We start from the raw sequence: 20,708 nt of genomic DNA on the forward strand, positions 1-20,708 counted from the left end.
AGGCGTCAGGTGAGATTGCCCCTGCCGAGGACCTGAAAACCGCGCTGCCGTGGGCCTTGACGTGAACCCCTGAAACTCCTCCAGGGGTAATTAGCGTCCGACCCCGCCGCCACGGCGCACGAACGCAACCAAACTCAGGCGCCGTTCGGCTGACGATGCGCGCCAAGCTTCTCCGCCGCCCTTCGCCGTTCCTTGGACTTCGGCGCGGGACGCGTCGCCACGTCCTGAGCCTTGAGCGGCGCCAGGCACTCCGAGCAGACCTGAACCGGCGGGAAGTCGCATCCGCAACGCGCATGGCGTCGCAGCTCGGGCGGCCCGGCCTCGCCAGCATAATAGATGTCGCCAAAATGGGAGACGGCCAGCAACACCGGGTGCAGGGCCTCGCCCTTGGACGTCAGATAATAGTCATAGCGGACGGGATTGTCCTGATAGGCGCGCCTTTCGAGAACGCCCTCTTCGACCAGGAGCCGCAGGCGCGCCGACAAGAGATTACGAGCGATGCCGAGATTGCGTCCGAACTGCTCGAACTTGCTTACGCCCGCGAAGCAATCACGCAGGACCAGGAGGGTCCATCGATCGCCGATCACCGCCAGGGCGCGGGATATGGAACAGGGCTGGTCAGCAAGGTCGTCCCACCGCATGGATTGGCGGCCTCCGCGCTGTCACGACGCGCTCCAGCCCCCGCCAAGGGCCTGGAAGGATCGGATCGCCGCGCGGGCGGCTTCGGTCCGGGCCTGCGCCCGAGCGTCGCGCGCGGCCAAAAGGCGGGTGTCGGCGTCGAGCACTTCCACGAGGCTTACCGCGCCGGCCTCGTAAGCGACCTGCGAAGCGGTCCTGGCCTTGGCCAACGAAACCTCACCGTCGGAGAGGACCCGGGTTTGGTCTTCGCGCTTCACCAAACTGACGAAAGCGTTCTCGACATCCTCGCTCGCCCGCAGCACGGCCTGCTGGTAGGCCGCCAGAGCCTCGGCCTTGCGCCCGCGCGCGGCCTTGACCTCGGCTCCGACGCGGCCGAAGTCGAAGAGCCGCCAGCGTAGTCCGACCACGCCTTGAAGCTGGTTTGCCGGGCTCTCGAAAAGCGTGTCGCGGCTGGTCGTCGCCGTGCCGACGAGACCGCTTAGGGAAAACTTTGGGAAGTATTGAGACAGCGCCGAACCGACCTCGGCGTTGCTGGCGCGTAGGCGCTGCTCGGCCACCACCAGATCGGGACGGCGGCGCAGGAGCTCGGCCGGTCCGCCCGCGTCAGCCAAGCCCGGCGCGGCGGGGATCGCCGCGGCCGCAATCAGTTCGGCGCGGTAGGTCCCTGGCTGGGCCCCCTGGATGACGTCCATGGCGTTGAGCGCCGCCTCCAGGCCTTCTTCGAGCACGGGAATGCTGGCGCGGGTCTGAGCCAACGCGCCCTTGGCCTGTTGCAGCTGCAGATCGGCGGCCGCGCCATGATCATATTGCAGCTTCACGGTCTCGACGAGCCGCGCCTGGGTCTCAACCTGGCCGCGGGCGACGGCCAAGCGCTCCTGCAGACCGCGCACCAGCATGTAGGTGTCGGCGGTCTGGGCGGCCACAGCCAGCCGAGCGGCGGCGACGCCGGCCTTGGCCGCATCATAGCGAGCCAGGGCCGCCTCGCGGTCGCGTCGCGTGCCGCCAAAGACGTCCAGCTCCCATCCGGCGACAAGGTTGCCCTCGTAGAGCGACCCGTCGCGATCGAAGCTCGGCGTGGCGGCCAGGAGGCGCCCTGTCGGCGTCTGGGTCGAGGCATGAACCGCCGCGGCCTGGGCCTGGACCGAAGCGGACGGCAAGAGCGCGGCTGTCGCTGCGCCGAGTCCCGCCCTTGCCTGGGTGACGCGCGCGGCGGCCTGGGCCAAGTCCAGGTTTTGGGCCAGGGCGCGATCGACGAGCCGGTCAAGGACAGGGTCGTTGAAACCCTTCCACCAGGCGTCGGCCGGCGCCGGGGCGAGCCCACGTGCGCTTACCGTAGTCTGTCCCATGAAGGTCCCCGTCTTGGGCGGGGCGGGCGCGGCGTAGTCCGGGCCAATGGCGCATCCGGAGGCGACAAGAGCGCTGGCGGTCAACAGGGCGGATAGAGCAGAGCGCATGGACATCTCACTGGCGCGATCAGATCGTGACTAATTGCCAATATCGTCACTCGTTTGTCAACCACAAGGACAGATGCTAGCCTGCAAGCCATGACCACGATCGAGCCCTCCTCCCCTGCCGCCGGTCAGCGCGGCCCTGCCGAACACGGCATCCGCGATCAGATCGTCGATGCGGCCAGGATCCATTTCAGCCGCTTTGGCTATAGCAAGACCACGGTTGCCGACCTTGCCAAGGCGATCGGCTTCTCGAAGGCCTACATCTACAAGTTCTTCGATTCCAAGCAGGCCATCGGTCAGGCGATCTGCGCCCAGTGCCTGGACAAGGTGCTGGCGGGCGGCGATGCAGGCATGGCGGAAGGCAAGTCGGCGGCCGACAAATTCCGTAGATATTTCAATGGATTGATCTCAACCAGCGCCGAACTCTTCTTCGAAGACAAGATGCTCTACGACATCGCCGCCCATGCCGCCGAAGAGCATTGGCCGTCAGCCATCGCCTATCTGGCCAGCGCCGAGGGGCGCCTGAAAGAGATCATCATCCTGGGCCGAGAGACTGGCGAGTTCGAGCGCAAGACGCCGATCGACGAGACCTGCGAAGCCATTCTTCTGGTCATGCAGAGCTTCATGAACCCCTTGATGCTCAAGTACAATCTGGACCGGCTGCCCGAGGCCCCGACCAAGGCGATCAATCTCGTCCTGCGCAGCCTCGCGCCGTAGACAGAGTCCAATCCGCCTTGTGACGAGTTGACAACTTGGTCACTAGACATCAGCTTAGGTTCCTCCCTTGCTGGCAGGACCCATTAAGCCATGTCGCCTCGTACTCTCGCCGTCGCCCTGCTCATGGGCGGCCTTGCACCCCTGACCGCCTGCGGCGGCAAAGCCGGCGCCGATGACCCACGCACCGACGCGCCGGTGGTTCGGGTCGCCACCGCCGCCCCGGCCGCAAGCGGCGAGCGGCGCTTCAGCGGGGTGGTCACCGCGCGCGTGCAGAGCGATCTGGGCTTTCGAGTCGGCGGCAAGGTCGTCGCGCGCCTGGTCGACGCGGGTCAGGCGGTGCGGCGCGGCCAGCCGCTGATGCGGATCGACGCCACCGACTACGCCCTGGGCGTGACGGCGCAGAATGAGCTCGTCGAGGCCGCCCGGGCCCGGGCCGTGCAGACGGCGTCGGATGAGCGGCGGCTCAAGGGTCTGGTCGCGGCCGGCGCGGTGTCGGCCATAGCCTATGACCAGGCCAAGGCCGCCGCCGACACCGCCAAGGCCCAGCTCGACGCCGCCGAGGCCCAGGCGCGGGTCTCCAGGAACGCCGCCGGTTATGCGGTTCTCATCGCCGACGCCGACGGCGTCGTCGTCGAAACCCTGGCCGAGCCGGGCCAGGTTGTAGCCGCCGGACAGCCTGTCATTCGCCTGGCGCGGGCTGGCCCCCGCGAGGCCACCATCACCCTACCCGAGACCGTGCGCCCCGCCGTGGGCTCGCTGGCGACGGCCTATGGCTTTAACGGACAGGCGGTCGGCCAGGCCCGTCTTCGCCAACTCTCCGACGCCGCCGACCCGCGCACCCGCACCTTCGAGGCCAAGTACGTGCTGAGCGGCGCCGCCGCCCAAGCGCCGCTCGGCTCAACCATGGTCGTGGCCCTGCCGGGTCAAGCGGGCGTGGCGATCAAGGGCCTCGAAGCTCCTATCGGCGCCCTCTACGATACGGGCAAGGGCCCGGGCGTCTGGGTCGTCAAGCCCGGCGCCTCGACCGTCGATTGGCGCCCTGTCCAAGTCTCCGGCGTCGGCGCAGAGACCGTGACGATCACAGGAGGGCTGCGCGGCGGTGAACAGTTCGTGGCGCTTGGCGCCCACATGCTCCACCAAGGCCAGCGCGTGCGCATCCAGACCGGAGCGGCGCAATGAGTTTCAATCTCTCCGCCCTGGCGGTCCGCGAGCGATCGATCACCCTCTTCCTGATCATCGCTCTGACCTTCGCCGGCGCCTTCGCCTTCATGAAGTTGGGCCGGGCAGAGGACCCCAGCTTCTCGATCAAGATCCTGACCATCGTCAGCGCTTGGCCTGGCGCCACGGCTCAGGAGATGCAGGACCAGGTCGCCGAGCCGCTCGAAAAGCGCATGCAGGAACTGAAGTGGTACGATCGCTCGGAGACCTTCACCCGTCCGGGTCTGGCCTTCACCACCCTGACGCTGAAGGACCAGATCCCGGCCAAGGAACTGCAGGAGCAGTTCTACCAGACCCGCAAGAAGATGGCCGACGAGGCGCCGAACCTGCCGCGCGGCGTGCTGGGACCGTTCGTCAACGACGAGTACGGGGATGTGACCTTCGCGCTCTACGCGCTGAAGGCCAAGGGCGAGCCGCAGCGCCTGCTGGTCCGCCAGGCCGAGACCCTGCGCCAGCGCCTACTCCACGTGCCGGGCGTCAAGAAGGTCCAGATCATCGGCGAGCAGCCGCAGAAGATCTTCGTGGAATTCAGCCAGGCGCGCCTGGCGACCCTGGGCGTCAGCCCCAGAGACCTCTTCGCCGCGCTTAACGATCGCAACCTGGTCACCCCGGCCGGCGCGATCGAGACGCAGGGTCCCCAGGTCCAGATCCGCCTCGACGGCGCCATCGACAGCCTTGAGACGATCAAGGAGACGCCGATCGTGGTCGGCGGCCGCACGCTCAAGCTCGGCGACATCGCCGAGGTCAAGCGCGGCTACGAGGATCCGGCCACCTTCCTGATCCGCAGCAGCGGCGAGCCGGCCGTCGTGATCGGCGTGGTGATGAAGGACCGCTTCAACGGCCTGGAGCTGGGCAAGAACCTCGAGAAGGAAGCCAAGGCCATCCAGGACGAGATGCCGCTGGGGATGAGCTTCACGAAGATCACCGACCAGGCGGTCAACATCGCCGAGGCCTATGACGAGTTCATGCTGAAGTTCTTCGTGGCCCTGGCCGTGGTCATCGTCGTCAGCCTGATCAGCCTTGGATTCCGGGTCGGGGTGGTGGTGGCCATGGCCGTACCGCTGACCCTGGCCGGCGTCTTCGTGATCATGCTGGTTACGGGCCGCGACTTCGATCGCATCACCCTGGGGGCGCTGATCCTGTCCCTGGGCCTGCTGGTCGACGACGCCATCATCATCATCGAGACGATCGTGGTGAAGATGGAGGAAGGCAAGGATCGGATCTCGGCGGCGACCTACGCCTGGGGCCATACCGCAGCCCCGATGCTCGCGGGCACCCTGGTGACGATCATCGGCCTGATGCCGGTGGGCTTCGCCAAGTCCACGGCGGGCGAATACGCCGGCAACATCTTCTGGGTCGTGGCCTTCGCCCTGATCACCTCCTGGTTCGTGGCGGTGATCTTCACGCCCTATCTGGGCGTGCTGATGATCCCCAAGATCAAGCCGATCGAGGGGGGGCACGCGGCGATCTATGACACGCCGCGCTATCGCAAGCTCCGCGCCATGGTCACCTGGACGGTGGTCAACCGCTTCAAGGTCGCCGCCGGCGTCGGCGCAGCCATGGTCGTCGCCGTCATGATGATGGGGGGGATCAAGCAGCAGTTCTTCCCGCTTTCGGATCGGCCCGAGGTGCTGATCGAGGTGCAGATGCCCGAAGGCCAAAGCATCGGCTCGACCAGCCAGGCCGTGGCCAAGGTGGAGGCGTGGCTGGCCAAGCAGCCGGAAGCCAAGATCGTCACCAGCTATATCGGCCAGGGCGCGCCGCGGTTCTTTCTGGCCATCTCGCCGGAGCTTCCCGATCCATCATTCGCCAAGATCGTTGTGCTGACGCCCGACGAGAAGGCTCGCGACGCCCTCAAGAAGCGTGTGCGCCAATTTGCGGCCGACGGCTCGGTCCAAGGCGCGCGCATCCGCGCCACCCAAATCGTGTTCGGCCCGCCTTCGCCGTTCCCCGTGGCCTTCCGTGTGATGGGTCCCAACGCCGACCGCGTCCGCGCGATCGCCGACGAGGTTAAGGGCGTCATGCTGAAGAACCCGAGCCTGCGCCAGGTCAATACCGACTGGGGCGAGCGTGCGCCGACCGTCCACTTCGTGCTGGACCAAGACCGCCTGCGCGCCTTTGGCCTCAGCTCTGCCGACGCCTCCCAACAGCTGCAGTTCCTACTGACGGGCGTGCCGGTAACCCAGATGCGCGAGGACATCCGCTCGGTCGAGGTCATCGCCCGCACCACGGGCCAGGAACGTCTCGATCCGGCCAGGCTCGGCGCCTTCACCCTGGTGGGCGCGGCGGGCGAACGCATTCCGCTCGATCAGATCGGCAAGGCCGAGATCCGCATGGAGGATCCGATCCTACGCCGTCGCGACCGCCTGACCACAATCACCGTGCGCGGCGACATCGACGAGCGCCTGCAGCCGCCGGACGTCTCCGTGGAAGTTCAAAAGTCCCTGCAGCCGATCATCAAGGCTCTGCCGGCGGGCTATCGGATCGAAATGGGCGGCTCGATCGAGGAGGCGGGCAAGGCCAACGCCGCTTTGGCCGTGGTCTTCCCGTTGATGTTCATCCTGATGATGGTGGTGATCATCTTCCAGGTCCGATCGCTGTCAGCCATGTGGATGGTGCTCCTGACCGCGCCCCTTGCGCTGGTCGGCGTCGCCCCCACCTTGCTGATCTTCCAGCAGCCGTTCGGGTTCAACGCCATCCTGGGCCTGATCGCCCTAGCCGGGATCATCATGCGCAACAGCCTGATCCTGATCGGCCAGATCCAGATCAATCAGGAAGAGGGCCTGGATCCCTTCCATGCCGTCATCGAGGCGACCGTGCAGCGCGCCCGGCCGGTGATCCTGACGGCGCTGGCGGCGGTGTTCGCCTTTATCCCGCTGACCCTGTCGGTGTTCTGGTCGTCGATGGCCTACACCCTGATCGGCGGCACGATCGGCGGCACCATCCTGACCCTGATCTTCCTACCCGCGCTCTATGCGATGTGGTTCCGGATCAAGAACACGCGCCCGGACGCGGCGCCGAGCAAGGCCGCCGAGCCACCAGCCCTGGCTCGCTAGCGGCCTGGCGGCCGGCTCCCCCATCGTCCCTCCCCCAAGGGGACGATCGAGCCGGCCGCCGAACCCCTTCAATTCCCGCAAAGGCGGCCAGGCCGCCGCTAGAGGACATCGGTCGTGAACGCAGCCTCCTTTTGTCCCGAACCTCGGCCCGACCTGCGTTCGAGGGTCCTCTCGGCGGCTACGGCGCTGTTCTATCAACGGGGCTACCTGGCTGGGAGCGTCAACGATATCGCCGAGGCCGCGGGTGCGACGAAGACGAGCCTCTACCGCTATTTTCCCTCCAAGGACGCCTTGGCGGTCGCTTGCTGGGAGGCTGACATCCTGGCCGAGCAGACCGTGCTCGAAGAGCTCGCCCGCCACTACGCCTCAGACCCGACCGAACACCTGAGGGCCGTCGTGGCCGAGGTCGCCGACCGGATGGTCGAGCTGTAGTTCCGCGGCTGGATGCCGGCCAATTTCGCCGTCGAGATCGCCGATCCGGATCATCCGATCCGCCGCGCCTGCAAGCACGCGCATGAGATGCTGCGGCGCCATGTTCTCGAGCTCGTTCGGAAGACGAGGCTGGAGAACCCTGAAGCGATCACCGACAGCCTGCTGCTGGCCATGCTCGGCGCGGCTATCGCCTCGCAGATAAGCAAAGGGGGTGGCGCTGCGGCCGCGCTGAAGGCGTCTTGCGAAGCCCTGATCAGCCGCCAGCAGCCCAATGCTCAGGCGGCGCGATAGACGTCCGGCTCGTCGCTACGACCGGGGACGACGCCAAGCGCGCAGGCGGCCAGGGTTCTGCGTCCAAGTCAGCCAAGGCCCTGCGAGTTTAGAGAGCTGAACGCCAGCGACTCGAATGCCTCAGCGGATGCGTCGCTCTTCAGTCGGAGGTCTCGGCCGCCGCGCGGATCAGGTTGATGAGATGGCGACGCGAATTTGGGGGCAAGGCCAGAAGGCCCTCCACAAGCTCCGGCGCTTCCCGGACCGCCATGAACGATTGGACCCAGGCCGGAGCGACTGAGAAAGCCGGCGCCTCAAGGCCTTCGAAGAACCAGTCGATCGGTCGATCCAGCCGCCGCGCGAAAGCGTGCAGCGCCGAAGCCGAGATCCGGTTCGCGCCGCCCTCGTACTTCTGCACTTGCTGAAACGTGACGCCGGCGGCCTGCCCCAGAACATCCTGAGATAGCTTGCCAAGCCGTCTGCCCAAACGCAGGCGAGCGCCGACATGGACGTCAACCACATGAGGCTGCAAAGGCATGACTACATGGACTCCGTACAGGTCGACGTGTCGCCAGAGAGGGGCTAAGCGCTCATGTGAAGGAGCAGGTCGCGGAGATAGTTCATGGCCCGCCTGAACCAGGACTCCTTGGGCGGGACCTTAGGTTCGGGCGGCAGCTGTCGTGCCGATTGGGGCGCGGCCATCACTTGCTCTCCAAGGACTGCATGTCGCCCACCGACCAGCGGCGGAAAAGGACGCTGGCGTTGACGCCGCCAAAACCAAAGCCGTTCGACAGGGCGTACTCAATCGGCGCGACGCGTGGCTCCAGCGCGACCAGGTCCAGCCCCAGGCCCGCCTGATCGGGCTGAGTTAGATTGAGCGTCGGCGGCGCCACGCCGTCGCGCGTCGCCAAGATCGCCAAGATCGCTTCGACGGCGCCGGCCGCGCCAAGCAGGTGCCCCGTCGCCGATTTGGTCGAGCTGACCAGGATGGGCGCGTCCTCGCCGAAGACGGCGCGCAGCGCGGCCAGCTCGCCAGCGTCGCCAAGCGGCGTCGACGTGGCGTGGGCGTTGACGTGGCCGATCTGCCAGGGCTCGACGCCGGCTTGAAACAAGGCCGCGCGCATGGCCCGCTGCGCGCCTTCGCCGTCCTCCGGCGCGGCGGTCAGGTGGTAGGCGTCGCTGCTCGTACCATAGCCCACGATCTCGGCGATCGGCGTCGCGCCACGCGCCAGGGCATGCTCCAGCGTCTCCAGGACCACGACCCCGGCCCCCTCTCCCATGACGAATCCGTCGCGGCCGGCATCAAAGGGCCGAGAGCCCGCTGTCGGGTCGTCATTGAAGGCGGTCGACAATGCTCGCGCGGCGGCGAAGGCGCCCAGACTGGCGCGATCGATGCAGGCCTCGGCACCGCCGCAGACCGCGACGTCGGCCTCGCCTGTCCGCAGCAGACGCGCGCCGTCGCCCAGGGCCTGGACGCTGGCGGCGCAAGCCGTGACCGGCGCGCCCAGCGGCCCCTTGAAGCCATGGCGAATGGAGATCCAGCCCGCGGCCATGTTGGCCAGGAACGAGGGGATGGTGAAAGGCGACAGGCGCCGTGCGCCCCGCGTCTCGGTGATGCGCACCGCCTCGGTGATGGCGGGAAAGCCGCCCACCCCCGAGGCGATGATCGTGGCGGTGCGCTCCTGATCCTTGGCGGTGTCGGGACGCCAGCCGGCTTGGTCGATGGCTTCTTCAGCAGCCGCCAGAGCGAAGGGGATGAAGCGGTCCATCTTCTTTTGGTCCTTGACCCCGACGATGGCGTCGACGTCAAAGCCCGCGACCGGATCCTCCAGCTTGGAAGGGACCACGCCGCCGATCTTGCACGCGACATCGAAAACGACGGTGTCGTCGAGCCTGCGAAGGCCCGAACGGCCAGCCAGCAGGCGCGACCACACCGTCTCGACGCCAACGCCCAGGGGCGTGACCAACCCCATGCCGGTGACCACCACGCGCACGCGCGCGACGCCGCTCACGAACGCCGCCCAAGGGCGAGCGCGGCGCGATCCAACTCGCCCGGCGCGCTTCCCAAATTCGCGCCGCGCCATCGACCTGCGCGCCTGGGCGCTTCGACGCCTTGAATGACGCACGCTGGCAGCATTGAAACCTCATCGCAAAGTGACGAATATACGATATTGTCACTCGTCAGCGATATGGCAAGAGGATACGCCCTCGCGAACCAAGCGCTCTCGACTAAAGCCTCTTGCGGCAACGAGAGGCAGAGACGCGGCTTGGTGCAGGACCCGGATCATCGAAGCCCGCAACCGCCGATGGGGCTTGGCGTTCTCCTGTCCGATCGCCCGCTAGGTCAAGGTAGGAGCCCGTCGTTGGACGACAGCAAACGCACTTCGACCGCGACCGCCGATCGCCGCGACCTGGTGTTCTTCGCCGTCGAGCGCGCCCAGACCCCCATCGTGATCTGCGATCCGTCACAGGAGGACAATCCGATCGTCCTGGCCAACGCCGCCTTCCTGGAGCTTACGGGTTACACCCCCGAGGAGGTGATCGGGCGCAACTGTCGCCTGCTTCAAGGTCCCGCGACCGATCCTGAGGCGATCCAAGCCCTGCGTGAGGCTGTGGCCAGCGCCCGCCCCATCGAAGTCGAGATCCTTAACTATCGCAAGGACGGCGGCACGTTCTGGAACCGCGTCAACCTCAGTCCCGCGCACGACGAAGCCGGTCGCTTGGCCTATTTCTTCGCCTCGCAGGTCGATGTTAGCCTCCAGCGACGAGCGAGCGCCTGGGCGGCGGAGGAAAGCCTCGTTCTCCTGCGCGAGGTGGACCACCGGGCGATGAACGCCCTGGCGATCGTGGAAGGCATCGTGCGTCTCAGCCGCGCACAGGACGCCAAAGAGTACGCCGCTGCGGTCCAGCGGCGCATCCAGGCGCTCGCCAGGACCCATGCGTACCTCTCCGAGCGGCGCTGGCGGCCGGCCCCCTTGCATGAGCTTTTCCAACTGCAGATCGCGCCGTTCGATCTGGGCCGCGCGACGCTGGCTGGTCCCGAGATCGCGGTAGGCGCGGCCATGGTTCAGCCTTTGGCGCTCGTTCTTCACGAGATGATCGCCAACGCCGCGGTGCATGGCTGCCTGTCAACACCTGCCGGCGCGCTCGCCGTCAGCTGGGCCCCCCAAGAAACGACCAGCGGCTTCACGATCGTCTGGGAAGAAATTGGCGGACCCGCGCCCGCTGCGCGCAGATCGGCGGGATTTGGTTCGACGATGATCGGCGCCATCATCGAGAGGCAACTGCGCGGCAAGGCGCGCATGGATTGGCGCCCAACGGGGCTTTACGCCGAGTTCGCCCTTCCGAGCGCCGCCGTTGAAGCTGAGCCGTTTCGAGTTGCTCAGGGCACCTGAACAGCCAGCGTATGATCTCGCTCGATCATCGGACTCTCCCTGCGCTTTTGGCCAAGCGCTGGCTCACCGTTTGACGCAATGCCGTGGCTCTCCCGCGGGTCACATATGATCGTTCGTTCCGCACCTATCCCTCGCGAATCGGCGCCTCGATGATCGGCGTGGTCGCCGAAGGCAAGGCCACGGTCGAAGCCGCAACGACATGGCGCCTCAAAGCCGCGAAGGTCGACTACGACTTCGACGACTGAGCCGAGCACGCCGCTTCTTGCCGAAGGGCGCGGCAAGGCTGTCGCGGCCCTAGTCCTTCAGTCGCACCTTCACCGTGGTCGATAGGCCTGGCCGCAGGCGGGCGATGTCGACCTGGCCAGGGTCGAGGCGGATGCGCACCGGCACGCGCTGGACGATCTTGGTGAAGTTGCCCGTGCCCGGCTCGAACGGCAGCAGCGAGAACTGCGAGCCCGAGCCCGGGGCGAAGCTTTCGACATGGCCCTTCAAGGCCTTGCCGCCCAGGGCGTCGACCCGCACCACCGCCTCTTGGCCAGGCAGCATCCGCGCCACCTGGGTCTCCTTGAAATTGGCGACCACGTAGAGCGCCTTCATCGGCACAATGGTCATCAGCCGCGAGCCGGGCTGGACGTAGTCGCCGGGTTCGGCCTGGCGATCGCCGACGACGCCGTCGATCGGCGAGGCGATGATCGTATGGGCCTGATCCTGGCGAGCGAGCACGAGGGCGGCGCGAGCGCGAGCCACCGCCGCCTCGGCCTGGGCCACCCCCGCCAGCAGGGTGGCGCGCCTGGCGGCGGTGACGGCGGCTTGGTCCTGGCTGACCGACAGCTGGGCGCGGCTGCGCTCGGCGGCCGACTGGGCCCCGACGGCGGCGGCCCGGAAACGCTCGACGTCGCGCCTGGCCACCGCCCCGCTGTCGGCGAGATCCTCGTAGCGCTTGCGGTCGGCCTGGGCGCGGACGTTCTCGGCGTCGGCGGCCGCGATCGCGGTCTGGGCGGCGCGGATGTTCGAGCCGGCCAGGCGCTGCTCGGCGTCCAGCGAGATCAGGGCCGCGCGGGCGCTGGCGGCCGCGGCTTCCGCGTTTCCGACATCGGCCTCGGCGGACGCGACGCGGGCGTCGAATTCCTCGGGGTCGATGCGGACCAAGGCGTCGCCGCGCTTGACGCTTTGATTGTGGCCGACCAGCACCTGGGCCACCAGCCCCCGCACCTTGGGCGCGACGGCTGAGCTGTCGGCCTGGATATAGGCAGCGTCGGTCGAGACCGAGCCCTTGGGCATGGCGATCAAGGCCGAGCCGCCGGCGGCGACGAGGATCGCGCCGCCCACGACGAGCACCGTCTTCTTGGAGAACGGCGCCTTAGCGGCGGCGGCCCGAGGCATGGTCGCGTCGGTCAATGGGCCGCCTCCAGGCCAAGACGATGCTTGAGGTGGGTGCGCGAGCGCTCAAGCAGGGCGTCGGAGCGCGCCGCGTCGGGCTCGGCCCGCGCCAGGGTCACGGCCCCGACGAGTTCGGCCAGGGCGGAGCTGGCTTCCTCTTCGGCGCGATCATGCCCCAGGGCGGCGAGATGGCCGGCGATGACCTTGGTCAGGTGCGCGACGCCCTGGGCGTAGCATTGGCGCGAGGCTTCAGGCAGCCGCGGAACATCGACCGCCAGATAGGGCAGAGGGCAGCCGCCCGTGCGCGAGTCGCGGTGGCCCCGAGAAAGATAAAAGTCGATGTAGTCCACCAGCGCCTCGCGGGGCGGCAATCCCTTCATCTTCTCAAGCTTGGCGGTCGGGCCGCCCTCGAACATGTGGGCGATGGCCGCGGCGATGAAGTCCTCCTTGGAGGCGAAGTGGGCGTAGAAGCCGCCATGGGTCAGGCCCGCGCGAGCCATGACCCCGGCCACGCCCAAGCGGTGCGGCCCTTCCTCGCGGATGGCCTTGGCGGCCTCGTCCAGCACCCTCTGGCGGGTGCGCGCCTTATGCTCGCTGTCGTATCGCATCTTGCGGCCTCGATTACATGACATGTATAATATTATATTCGTCATCCTTTCAAGGGCCGGCCATGAACGACCAGGACCGCGGGCCCATCGATCCGGGCGCCCTGCCCACCCAAACCAAGTTCCTGATCTTCGCGGTGATGGCGTTTGGCCAGTTCATGGCCCTGATCGACATCCAGATCGTGGCCGCCTCGCTGAACGATGTGCAGGCGGGACTTTCGGCGGGACCCGACGAGATCAGCTGGGTGCAGACCGGCTACCTGATGGCCGAGCTTGTGATGATCCCATTCGCCGCCTTTCTGGGGCAAGCGCTGTCGACGCGGTGGCTGTTCGCCCTGTCGGCGGGTCTCTTCACGATCTCCTCGGCCCTGTGCGGCATGGCCTGGGACATCGACTCGATGATCCTGTTCCGCGTGTTCCAGGGCTTCACCGGCGGGGCGATGGTGCCGACGGTGTTCGCCACGGGCTTTGCGATGTTCTCCGGACCGCAGCGGGCGATGATCCCGGCGATCCTGGGCATGGTCTCGGTGCTGGCCCCGACGCTTGGCCCCACGGTCGGCGGCTGGCTGACGCAGGCGATCGGCTGGCGCTCGATCTTCTACATCAACATCGTCCCCGGCGCCCTGGTCACCCTGCTGGCGATCAAGCTGATCAAGGTCGACCGGCCAAACCTGTCAATGCTCAAGAAGATCGACTACTCGCACCTGGCGGCCATGGCGATTTTCCTGGGCGGGCTGGAATATGTGCTCGAGGAAGGCCCCAGAAAGCAGTGGTTCGAGGACACCCACATCGCCATCGGCGCCTGGGTGGCGTTCGTCGCCTTCCTGCTCTTCGTCGAGCGTTCGTTCCGGTCAGGCGGGCCTATCGTCAAGCTGACACCCTTCCGCAAGCCGACCTTCGCCTTCGCCTGCGCCTTCAACTTGGTGATCGGCTTTGGCCTCTATTCGTCGACCTATCTGATCCCGGTCTTCCTGGGACGGGTGCGCGGCTATGACAGCCTGGAGATCGGCACGACCGTCTTCGTCACCGGCATCGCCCAGATCCTGTCGACGGTGATCGCCGCGCGCCTCTCCACCAAGGTTGATCCGCGCATCGTGGTCAGCGTGGGCCTGACGCTGTTCGCCGCCGCCCTGTGGCTGACCTCGCACATGACCAGCCAATGGGGCTTTGCGGCCCTGCTGATCCCTCAAGCCCTCCGCGGCTYTGCGATCATGCTGTGTATCGTGCCCAGCGTCGGCCTGGCGCTCACCGGCTTCGAGATGGCCGAGCTACGCTACGCGTCTGGCCTGTTCAATCTGATGCGCAATCTGGGCGGCGCCATCGGCATCGCTGTCGTCAACACCTGGCTGGGCGACAACGCCCGCATCCATGTCGCCCGCTTCGGCGAAGCCCTGGGCGAGGCCGGCCGCTCCGGGACCGACGCCCTAGGAACCCTGGCCGCCCGCATCGCCGAACGCACGCCCGACGCCAACCATGCCGCCCTGATCCTGCAGGGCGAACTGGCCAAGGTCGTCGGCCGCGAGGCCCTGACCCTGGCCTTCAACGACGTCTTCCGCATCATGGCGATGCTGTTCCTGGCCGCCCTGGTCATGGCTCCATTCTGCAAGCCCCCGCCCCTGGCCGGCGCCAAGCCGTCGCCGGACGCGCACTGAGATCAGGCGGCGGTTCGCCCTTCGGTCTACTGGCGGCGACAGGGCGCRTGTGCGCCAGTTGCTGACCTTGATGCACCTCCGGGAACTGGACCTTCCGCCCCCATCTGACAGCGCGACGTTTCGCGAGGGAGAAAACACTGCGCGATCGCAAGAAAGGCCGTGCATCAGACCATCAAAAACTGTGGATAGCGATCGAGCGAAAACCAACCGGCAACCATCCTGCGCGAAAACCCCCGCGTTGGATTGAGCCGAGAGGTTTGGTCATGGATTTTCAGGAACACGCACACAACCATCACCACATCCGCGAAGCGCTCGTCGCGGCTCTGAGCGAGCGACAACCGATCGATTTGGCCGCTTTGCGATCGGATCGTCACTGCCCCACCGGCTGCTGGATCCACGGCGAGGGCGCCCGGCGTTGGGCCGGCAACCATGCCTTCCTAGGCTTGCTGGAAAACCATCGGGCCTTCCACCAGCAGGCGGGTTTGGTTGCCGACCAAATCAATCGCGGGCAATGGTCCGAGGCTCAGAAATCGCTCCGCAATGGGTCGCCCTTCGTCTTGGCGCTTTCAGACCTTGCCGCCGCCCTAAGGCGAATGCGGGCGACGACTGAGTCGCTTGCGGCCTAGCTAAGCGCGCAGCGCCAAGCCCGCTTCCGTGTCCGCCGCGTGAGGTGGAAACAGGAACCGGCCGGCGCGCGCGCCATCGCGCAGGCGAATCTCCAAGACCACGGGCTCACCGGCGTCCGCCAGGCGATGAGCCCAGTCACGCGCGGCCTGCTCTGCTCGGGCGCCGGTGGGGAACGGCAGGGGACTGTCGCGGAAGTCGCCGCGAACGATCCAGCCGTCGTTCGACGGCTCGACATAGATGAAACAAGGCATGGTCATAACGCAGAACGGCGAGTTGTACGAAGTAGCGGCCGGCCCTACGCTGGCCGGCCGCCCGCCCCAACTCAAGAGAACATGTCGCCGTCCAGGCGGCGCAGCGCGGACAGAACCTCGCTAAGCGGCACAGGCCCGGGCGTTCCCAAGAGCCATCTCTGACTAGGCCGGTGCTCGACCGCGCTGGCGTCCGACGCCCAGGCCGCCAGGATTTCGCGCTTTTCGGCGAGATCGAGATCCTGATCCTTCAACACCTCCAAGGGGTGGAGGAAGCCGACCGCCGGCCGAACGGGCCATGGTCGAGCCCGATCGTTCGCATGGGTGTGCGTGCGCATGACCAGCCCCTTACGCAGYCTTGCGCGTCTTGGCCGGCTTGAGCTCCAGCGCCTGCTGGCGCGCGCCGACCCCGATCGCGATCTGCTTGGGCTTCAAGGCCTCAGGCACCTCGCGGACCAGATCGATCGACAAGACGCCATGGGCATGGACGGCGTCCTTGACGACGACATAGTCGGCCAGCTCGAAGCGGCGCTCGAAGGCGCGCTGCGCCAAGCCCTGGTGAAGGAAGGTTCGCGCGCCCTGGTCTTCGTTCGCCGCCCTTCGGCCCTTGATCACCAAGAGGTTGGGCTGGGCCACCACCTCGAGATCATCCGGCGCGAAGCCCGCGACCGCCAGCGAAATGCGGTAGCTGGCCTCGCCGGTCTTTTCGATGTCGTACGGGGGATAGCTGGCGCTCGCCTCGGTACGCAGCGCGGTCTCGACGAGATCGACCATGCGATCCACGCCGATCATGGAGCTGTAGAGGGGAGTAAAGTCAAAAGCGGTTCTCATTTCCATCTCCTCGAAAGCAAGTTGGACATGAGGGACGCCKAGCCAAGCGCTCTGCGCCCCAGAGCCAGGCCCTGTCGGCGCCCGGCAAGCGAGCGATGAGTTAGGGCGCCGCCGAAAGGCGTCAAGACGCTCGCGTCAGAAAATTTTTCGCCCTCTGAACCCAGGCGTTACCCAGCCCGAGGCGAAGTATGAACCTCGACCTTCCGCCCTGCTTGCCGAAGGCTAGTGCAGCGAGATCACGCCATCGACGGCCCGCCATTCCGAGGGTCCGATCAGTCGATGGTGGGCGACCTGGACCGAATGCAGCGCGGCTTCGATCTCGCGCCGCCAATGATCGAGAAAGGCCTGCAGAACCGGAAAGCGCGGCGCCAGATCATATTCCTGCCAGACGTAGAGCTGAAGCACGGCCGGATAGTCGAGGCGATAGTAGTGGATCTGGGCGGTCGCCAGGCCATAGCCTTCGAGCTGCTTGAGAAAATCCCTGTCCATGGGCGGCGTCCTCAGGCGACAGTAACCAGGCGCATGGCCATAGAAATACGGGCGCGGGGCAAAACAACCTCCTGTTCTTCAATCCTTTCCCGTCGGCGAACGCTGATCAAGCGTGATCGCGAGCGCTGATTTTTTGGCCGAGGCGCCGGAAGCGTCAAGCCGTCAGCGACCATCACAAGCGCTCGTCATGAGCGGCACCGGCCCTCTCAAAAAATTTCGCAGCGACCTCTTGAACCGGTTCCAGCACCGCCTAGCTCGACGTCCGTTCGCCAGGCGCGAGCTTGGTGGACCCATCACGTCCTGTTTTGCATCTGGAGGTTATGCATGCATTTCCGCCCCTTGCACGACCGTGTGGTCGTCCGCCGCATCGAGGCCGAGGAAAAGACCTCGGGCGGCATCATCATCCCCGACACCGCCAAGGAAAAACCCCAGCAGGGCGAGGTGGTCGCCGTCGGCCCGGGCGCCCGCGATGACGCCGGCAAGCTGGTCGCGCTGGACCTCGAGGCCGGTGATCGCGTCCTGTTCGGCAAGTGGTCCGGCACGGAGGTCAAGATCGACGGCGAGGACCTCCTGATCATGAAGGAGAGCGATATCCTCGGCGTCCTGGAGACGGAGGCTACGCTCAAGAAGGCCGCCTAATGCGCCATCCCAATATCGTCCACTGACAGCCCAACCGAGAGGAGTAGGAACCATGGCTGCCAAGGAAGTGAAGTTCTCATCCGACGCCCGCGACCGCATGCTGCGTGGCGTCGACATCCTGGCCGATGCGGTGAAGGTCACCCTGGGCCCCAAGGGCCGCAACGTCGTCATCGACAAGAGCTTCGGCGCGCCCCGCATCACCAAGGACGGCGTCAGCGTCGCCAAGGAAATCGAACTGAAGGACAAGTTCGAGAACATGGGCGCGCAGATGCTGCGCGAAGTCGCCTCCAAGACAAACGATCTGGCCGGCGACGGCACCACGACCGCCACGGTGCTGGCTCAGGCCATCGTCCGGGAGGGCTCCAAGGCCGTGGCCGCGGGCATGAACCCGATGGACCTCAAGCGCGGCATCGACCTTGGGGTCAGCGCCGTGGTGGCCGATCTCAAGAGCCACGCGCGAAAGATCAGCGCCAACACCGAGATCGCCCAGGTCGGCACCATTTCGGCCAATGGCGACGAGGAGATCGGACGCATCCTCGCCGAGGCCATGGAAAAGGTCGGCAACGAGGGTGTTATCACCGTCGAGGAAGCCAAGAGCCTGGCCACCGAGCTGGAGGTGGTCGAGGGCATGCAGTTCGATCGCGGCTATATCAGCCCCTACTTCGTGACCAACAACGACAAGCTCCGCGTCGAGCTGGACGATCCGTATATCCTGATCCACGAGAAGAAGCTGTCGAACCTGTCCGCGCTGGTGCCGCTGCTGGAGAAAGTCGTGCAGTCGGGCCGCCCGTTGCTGATCATCGCCGAGGACGTCGAGGGCGAGGCCCTGGCCACCCTGGTGGTCAACAAGCTGCGCGGCGGCCTGAAAGTGGCGGCGGTCAAGGCGCCGGGCTTTGGCGATCGCCGCAAGGCCATGCTCGAGGACATCGCGGTGCTGACCGCCGGCAATGTGGTCTCTGAAGAGCTGGGGACCAAGCTGGAGAACATCACCATCGAGATGCTCGGCCGGGCCAAGAAGGTCACGATCGACAAGGACAACACCACCATCGTCGACGGGGCAGGCCAGCGCGGCGAGATCGATACTCGCGTCGCCCAGATCCGGCGCCAGATCGAGGACACGACCTCCGATTACGACCGCGAGAAACTGCAGGAACGCCTGGCCAAGCTGGCCGGCGGCGTCGCGGTCGTGCGGGTCGGCGGAGCGACCGAGGTCGAGGTCAAGGAAAAGAAGGACCGCGTCGACGACGCCCTGCACGCCACCCGTGCGGCGGTCGAGGAAGGCATCCTGCCCGGCGGCGGCGTGGCCCTGCTGCGCGCCCTGAAAGCGCTGGACGGCGTCAAGCCGGCCAATGACGACCAGAAGGCCGGCCTCGACATCGWCCGCCGCGCCCTGCAGGCGCCGGCCCGTCAGATCGTCGCCAATGCAGGCGAAGACGCCTCCTACGTGGTCGGCAAGCTCCTGGAGAAGACCGACTACAGCTGGGGCTTTAACGCCGCCACCGGTGAGTACCAGGACCTAGTGAAGGCTGGCGTCATCGATCCAGCCAAGGTGGTACGCACGGCCCTGCAGGATGCCGCTTCGGTCGCCTCGCTGCTGATCACCACCGAGGCCTTGATTGCCGAGGCGCCCAAGGACGTCGCGCCGGCGCCAGTTCCGGCGATGGAATACTGATCATCGCGCGTAGCGGACGCTCACTTCGAGGGGCCTTCGGGCCCCTCCTTCTTTGGTTGAAGTCCGCAACGCAAAAGCGTCAGGAGCTAACCGCTTGATGGTCCTGCCAGCGCCAGTTCCTGACCTACATGTACCTCCAGGAACCGGACCTTCAGCTCACCAGGCACAAGACCGAGATCGACCCTAATCGGACTCTTCAGCCAGCACGTTGAGGACTGTTCCATAGCCGACGATCTTTGGGCCTTCTTGGATCGTCCACGTGCGTCCGGGTTTGATGGCTGCACGCAGCTCCGGCCAGACCCAGAACGTGATCTCAAGCTCAGTCGAATGGCCAGGCATCAAGTCCTGTCCGGTCGGTAGCTCGATGAACCCCATGCACATGTCGCGATTGTCCGGAGCGAAAAAATTGTGGTTCGGGCGATAACTAACCCCTCCCACAATCGGCTGTGCTCTCCCGCCCGCTGACGTTGGTAGCAGTTCGACGGAAGCTTGGATGTTCAACTTGGAGAGGTCCATAACCTAGTTGGCCAGAGCCCATGCTCTGAACGTTTCCAGCATCGGGCGTAGTTGGCGTGGCCCGCCAGCACCGTGGAAGACATTGTCATCCACCCAGCAGGTCCACCATTCGGTCTCATGCTCGTAGCTTTGCGAGCGCCGATCCATAGCTCGACCATCGCAGTCCGTTCCCGCGAGGTCGATCCTTACTGACCAGCCCGGGTTGTCGATCGTGGTGATCTTGGGACCAAAGCTATGCTCCCACTCCCCATCACATTGGGCCTCGTACCACTCTGCTAGCCAGTCAAATACGTCCATAGGGCGAGGCTAGCGCGGAGCTGACGACCATGGAAGCAACGTCCCCGATCCATCCTCAACGGACCTGAGGCGCAATCTCGAACAGGCGGCTTAGTTGTTCTGCGCCGCTCCAGCCGTCGAGCCGATCAGAAGCACGACCCGACCAATGGGCTTGCCCGCCCCAACCGGATCTGTACCGCCTCAGTGATGCGAGAATCGTGTCCTCGGCACGGACTGAAGCCGCTGCATTGTCGTCGAAGCCTGGCTCCCACATGCAGCAAGGGCATATGGTTGTCCCCGCGAGGCCGTGACGTTCATCGTATGCCGGTTCAGAGGCATAGTCGGGATAGCCGCACGCGGGGCAGATAAGTCGCCCGAGGCCGTCGCGGATGTTGAACTGTCTCGCATCCATGACGAGAGACTAGCAGGGCAACGTCGGAAAACCACCCTGGTCGGACGTTGCAACTAGCCGTCCTGTCCAGGCATGGTCGTGGAATGTCCGTCCTGTCACAGACCCTCGTTGCAACCAGCGTCATCTACTACAGCCCGCTGGATGAGGGAGCGTTCTTTGAGTGGCTGGATCGGATCGATTGCG

At 66.1% G+C, this 20,708-nt stretch carries 22 protein-coding genes; 10 read left to right on the top strand and 12 right to left on the bottom strand.

Translation table 11 applies throughout. The features are described from left to right. Positions 1-134: 134 nt before the first annotated feature. Positions 135-641 carry a winged helix-turn-helix transcriptional regulator gene (locus tag AC1DCG_RS03285; protein ID WP_477028279.1) on the bottom strand — a complete coding sequence of 169 codons (507 nt, stop codon included), beginning with the start codon at positions 639-641 and terminating at the stop codon, positions 135-137. Between the two features lie 21 nt (positions 642-662). Further along, complete coding sequence (locus AC1DCG_RS03290) at positions 663-2,099, bottom strand: efflux transporter outer membrane subunit (protein WP_477036386.1); 1,437 nt, start codon at positions 2,097-2,099, stop codon at positions 663-665. Between the two features lie 84 nt (positions 2,100-2,183). Here AC1DCG_RS03290 and AC1DCG_RS03295 point away from each other — a divergent pair, with 84 nt between their 5' ends. From AC1DCG_RS03295 to AC1DCG_RS03315, 5 genes are all read left to right on the top strand, one after another. Next, positions 2,184-2,807: a TetR/AcrR family transcriptional regulator gene (locus AC1DCG_RS03295; protein ID WP_477028281.1), complete on the top strand. Its 624-nt coding sequence runs from the start codon at positions 2,184-2,186 to the stop codon at positions 2,805-2,807. Positions 2,808-2,897: 90 nt separating this feature from the next. Further along, a complete protein-coding gene (locus AC1DCG_RS03300; RefSeq protein ID WP_477036387.1) occupies positions 2,898-3,986 on the top strand; it encodes an efflux RND transporter periplasmic adaptor subunit in 1,089 nt (362 codons plus the stop codon). Next, the gene (locus tag AC1DCG_RS03305; protein WP_477028283.1) at positions 3,983-7,081 is read left to right on the top strand and encodes an efflux RND transporter permease subunit; all 3,099 of its coding nucleotides are present in this window, start codon (positions 3,983-3,985) and stop codon (positions 7,079-7,081) included. The genes AC1DCG_RS03300 and AC1DCG_RS03305 overlap by 4 nt, the downstream gene beginning before the upstream one ends. 114 nt (positions 7,082-7,195) lie before the next feature. Continuing rightward, a complete protein-coding gene (locus AC1DCG_RS03310) occupies positions 7,196-7,513 on the top strand; it encodes a TetR/AcrR family transcriptional regulator (RefSeq protein WP_477028284.1) in 318 nt (105 codons plus the stop codon). A 12-nt stretch (positions 7,514-7,525) separates the two neighbouring features. Then, a complete protein-coding gene (locus AC1DCG_RS03315; protein WP_477028285.1) occupies positions 7,526-7,804 on the top strand; it encodes a hypothetical protein in 279 nt (92 codons plus the stop codon). Positions 7,805-7,943: 139 nt separating this feature from the next. Here the strand turns inward: AC1DCG_RS03315 and AC1DCG_RS03320 are convergent, their stop codons facing one another. Beyond that, positions 7,944-8,321: a helix-turn-helix domain-containing protein gene (locus AC1DCG_RS03320; RefSeq protein WP_477028286.1), complete on the bottom strand. Its 378-nt coding sequence runs from the start codon at positions 8,319-8,321 to the stop codon at positions 7,944-7,946. 163 nt (positions 8,322-8,484) lie between these two features. Then, the gene (gene fabF / locus AC1DCG_RS03325) at positions 8,485-9,867 is read right to left on the bottom strand and encodes a beta-ketoacyl-ACP synthase II (RefSeq protein ID WP_477028287.1); all 1,383 of its coding nucleotides are present in this window, start codon (positions 9,865-9,867) and stop codon (positions 8,485-8,487) included. Positions 9,868-10,146: 279 nt separating this feature from the next. Between fabF and AC1DCG_RS03330 the strand changes: the two genes are divergently transcribed. After that, positions 10,147-11,178: a PAS domain-containing protein gene (locus tag AC1DCG_RS03330; RefSeq protein WP_477028288.1), complete on the top strand. Its 1,032-nt coding sequence runs from the start codon at positions 10,147-10,149 to the stop codon at positions 11,176-11,178. Between the two features lie 294 nt (positions 11,179-11,472). Here AC1DCG_RS03330 and AC1DCG_RS03335 read toward each other — a convergent pair whose 3' ends face one another. Together AC1DCG_RS03335 and AC1DCG_RS03340 are read right to left on the bottom strand one after the other, a co-directional pair. Then, positions 11,473-12,576 (bottom strand): HlyD family secretion protein, encoded by a 1,104-nt coding sequence (locus tag AC1DCG_RS03335; RefSeq protein WP_477028289.1) that lies wholly within the window; start codon positions 12,574-12,576, stop codon positions 11,473-11,475. Continuing rightward, positions 12,573-13,166 carry a TetR/AcrR family transcriptional regulator gene (locus AC1DCG_RS03340; RefSeq protein ID WP_477028290.1) on the bottom strand — a complete coding sequence of 198 codons (594 nt, stop codon included), beginning with the start codon at positions 13,164-13,166 and terminating at the stop codon, positions 12,573-12,575. Before AC1DCG_RS03340 ends, AC1DCG_RS03335 begins: the two co-directional genes overlap by 4 nt. Before the next feature lie 62 nt (positions 13,167-13,228). On the opposite strand from AC1DCG_RS03340, the gene AC1DCG_RS03345 reads away from it, so the two are divergent. Both AC1DCG_RS03345 and AC1DCG_RS03350 read left to right on the top strand, forming a co-directional pair. Further along, on the top strand, positions 13,229-14,815 hold the full coding sequence (locus AC1DCG_RS03345; protein ID WP_477041376.1) for a DHA2 family efflux MFS transporter permease subunit: 1,587 nt from the start codon (positions 13,229-13,231) through the stop codon (positions 14,813-14,815). Positions 14,816-15,078: 263 nt separating this feature from the next. Further along, the gene (locus AC1DCG_RS03350; RefSeq protein WP_477028292.1) at positions 15,079-15,441 is read left to right on the top strand and encodes a CZB domain-containing protein; all 363 of its coding nucleotides are present in this window, start codon (positions 15,079-15,081) and stop codon (positions 15,439-15,441) included. Here the strand turns inward: AC1DCG_RS03350 and AC1DCG_RS03355 are convergent, their stop codons facing one another. The 4 genes from AC1DCG_RS03355 to AC1DCG_RS03370 form a co-directional block, all read right to left on the bottom strand. Further along, positions 15,442-15,693, bottom strand: a complete 252-nt coding sequence (locus AC1DCG_RS03355) for a hypothetical protein (protein WP_477028293.1) — start codon at positions 15,691-15,693, stop codon at positions 15,442-15,444. A gap of 71 nt (positions 15,694-15,764) precedes the next feature. Then, positions 15,765-16,028, bottom strand: coding sequence for a hypothetical protein (locus tag AC1DCG_RS03360; RefSeq protein WP_477028294.1), 264 nt, complete (start codon positions 16,026-16,028; stop codon positions 15,765-15,767). 10 nt (positions 16,029-16,038) lie between these two features. Next, on the bottom strand, positions 16,039-16,521 hold the full coding sequence (locus AC1DCG_RS03365) for an Hsp20 family protein (protein ID WP_477041377.1): 483 nt from the start codon (positions 16,519-16,521) through the stop codon (positions 16,039-16,041). 222 nt (positions 16,522-16,743) lie between these two features. After that, on the bottom strand, positions 16,744-17,010 hold the full coding sequence (locus AC1DCG_RS03370; RefSeq protein ID WP_477028296.1) for an usg protein: 267 nt from the start codon (positions 17,008-17,010) through the stop codon (positions 16,744-16,746). 324 nt (positions 17,011-17,334) lie between these two features. Between AC1DCG_RS03370 and groES the strand changes: the two genes are divergently transcribed. Next, a complete protein-coding gene (groES, locus tag AC1DCG_RS03375; RefSeq protein WP_477028297.1) occupies positions 17,335-17,649 on the top strand; it encodes a co-chaperone GroES in 315 nt (104 codons plus the stop codon). A 52-nt stretch (positions 17,650-17,701) separates the two neighbouring features. Further along, positions 17,702-19,321, top strand: a complete 1,620-nt coding sequence (gene groL / locus AC1DCG_RS03380; RefSeq protein ID WP_477041378.1) for a chaperonin GroEL — start codon at positions 17,702-17,704, stop codon at positions 19,319-19,321. 183 nt (positions 19,322-19,504) lie between these two features. On the opposite strand, the gene AC1DCG_RS03385 is transcribed toward groL, so the two are convergent. Both AC1DCG_RS03385 and AC1DCG_RS03390 read right to left on the bottom strand, forming a co-directional pair. Beyond that, entirely contained in the window at positions 19,505-19,696 is a 192-nt protein-coding gene (locus AC1DCG_RS03385) for a hypothetical protein (RefSeq protein WP_477028299.1), read from the bottom strand. 144 nt (positions 19,697-19,840) lie between these two features. Beyond that, complete coding sequence (locus tag AC1DCG_RS03390) at positions 19,841-20,134, bottom strand: immunity 53 family protein (RefSeq protein WP_477028300.1); 294 nt, start codon at positions 20,132-20,134, stop codon at positions 19,841-19,843. Between the last annotated feature and the right edge of the window lie 574 nt (positions 20,135-20,708).

The organism is Caulobacter sp. 10L414 (assembly GCF_056395525.1).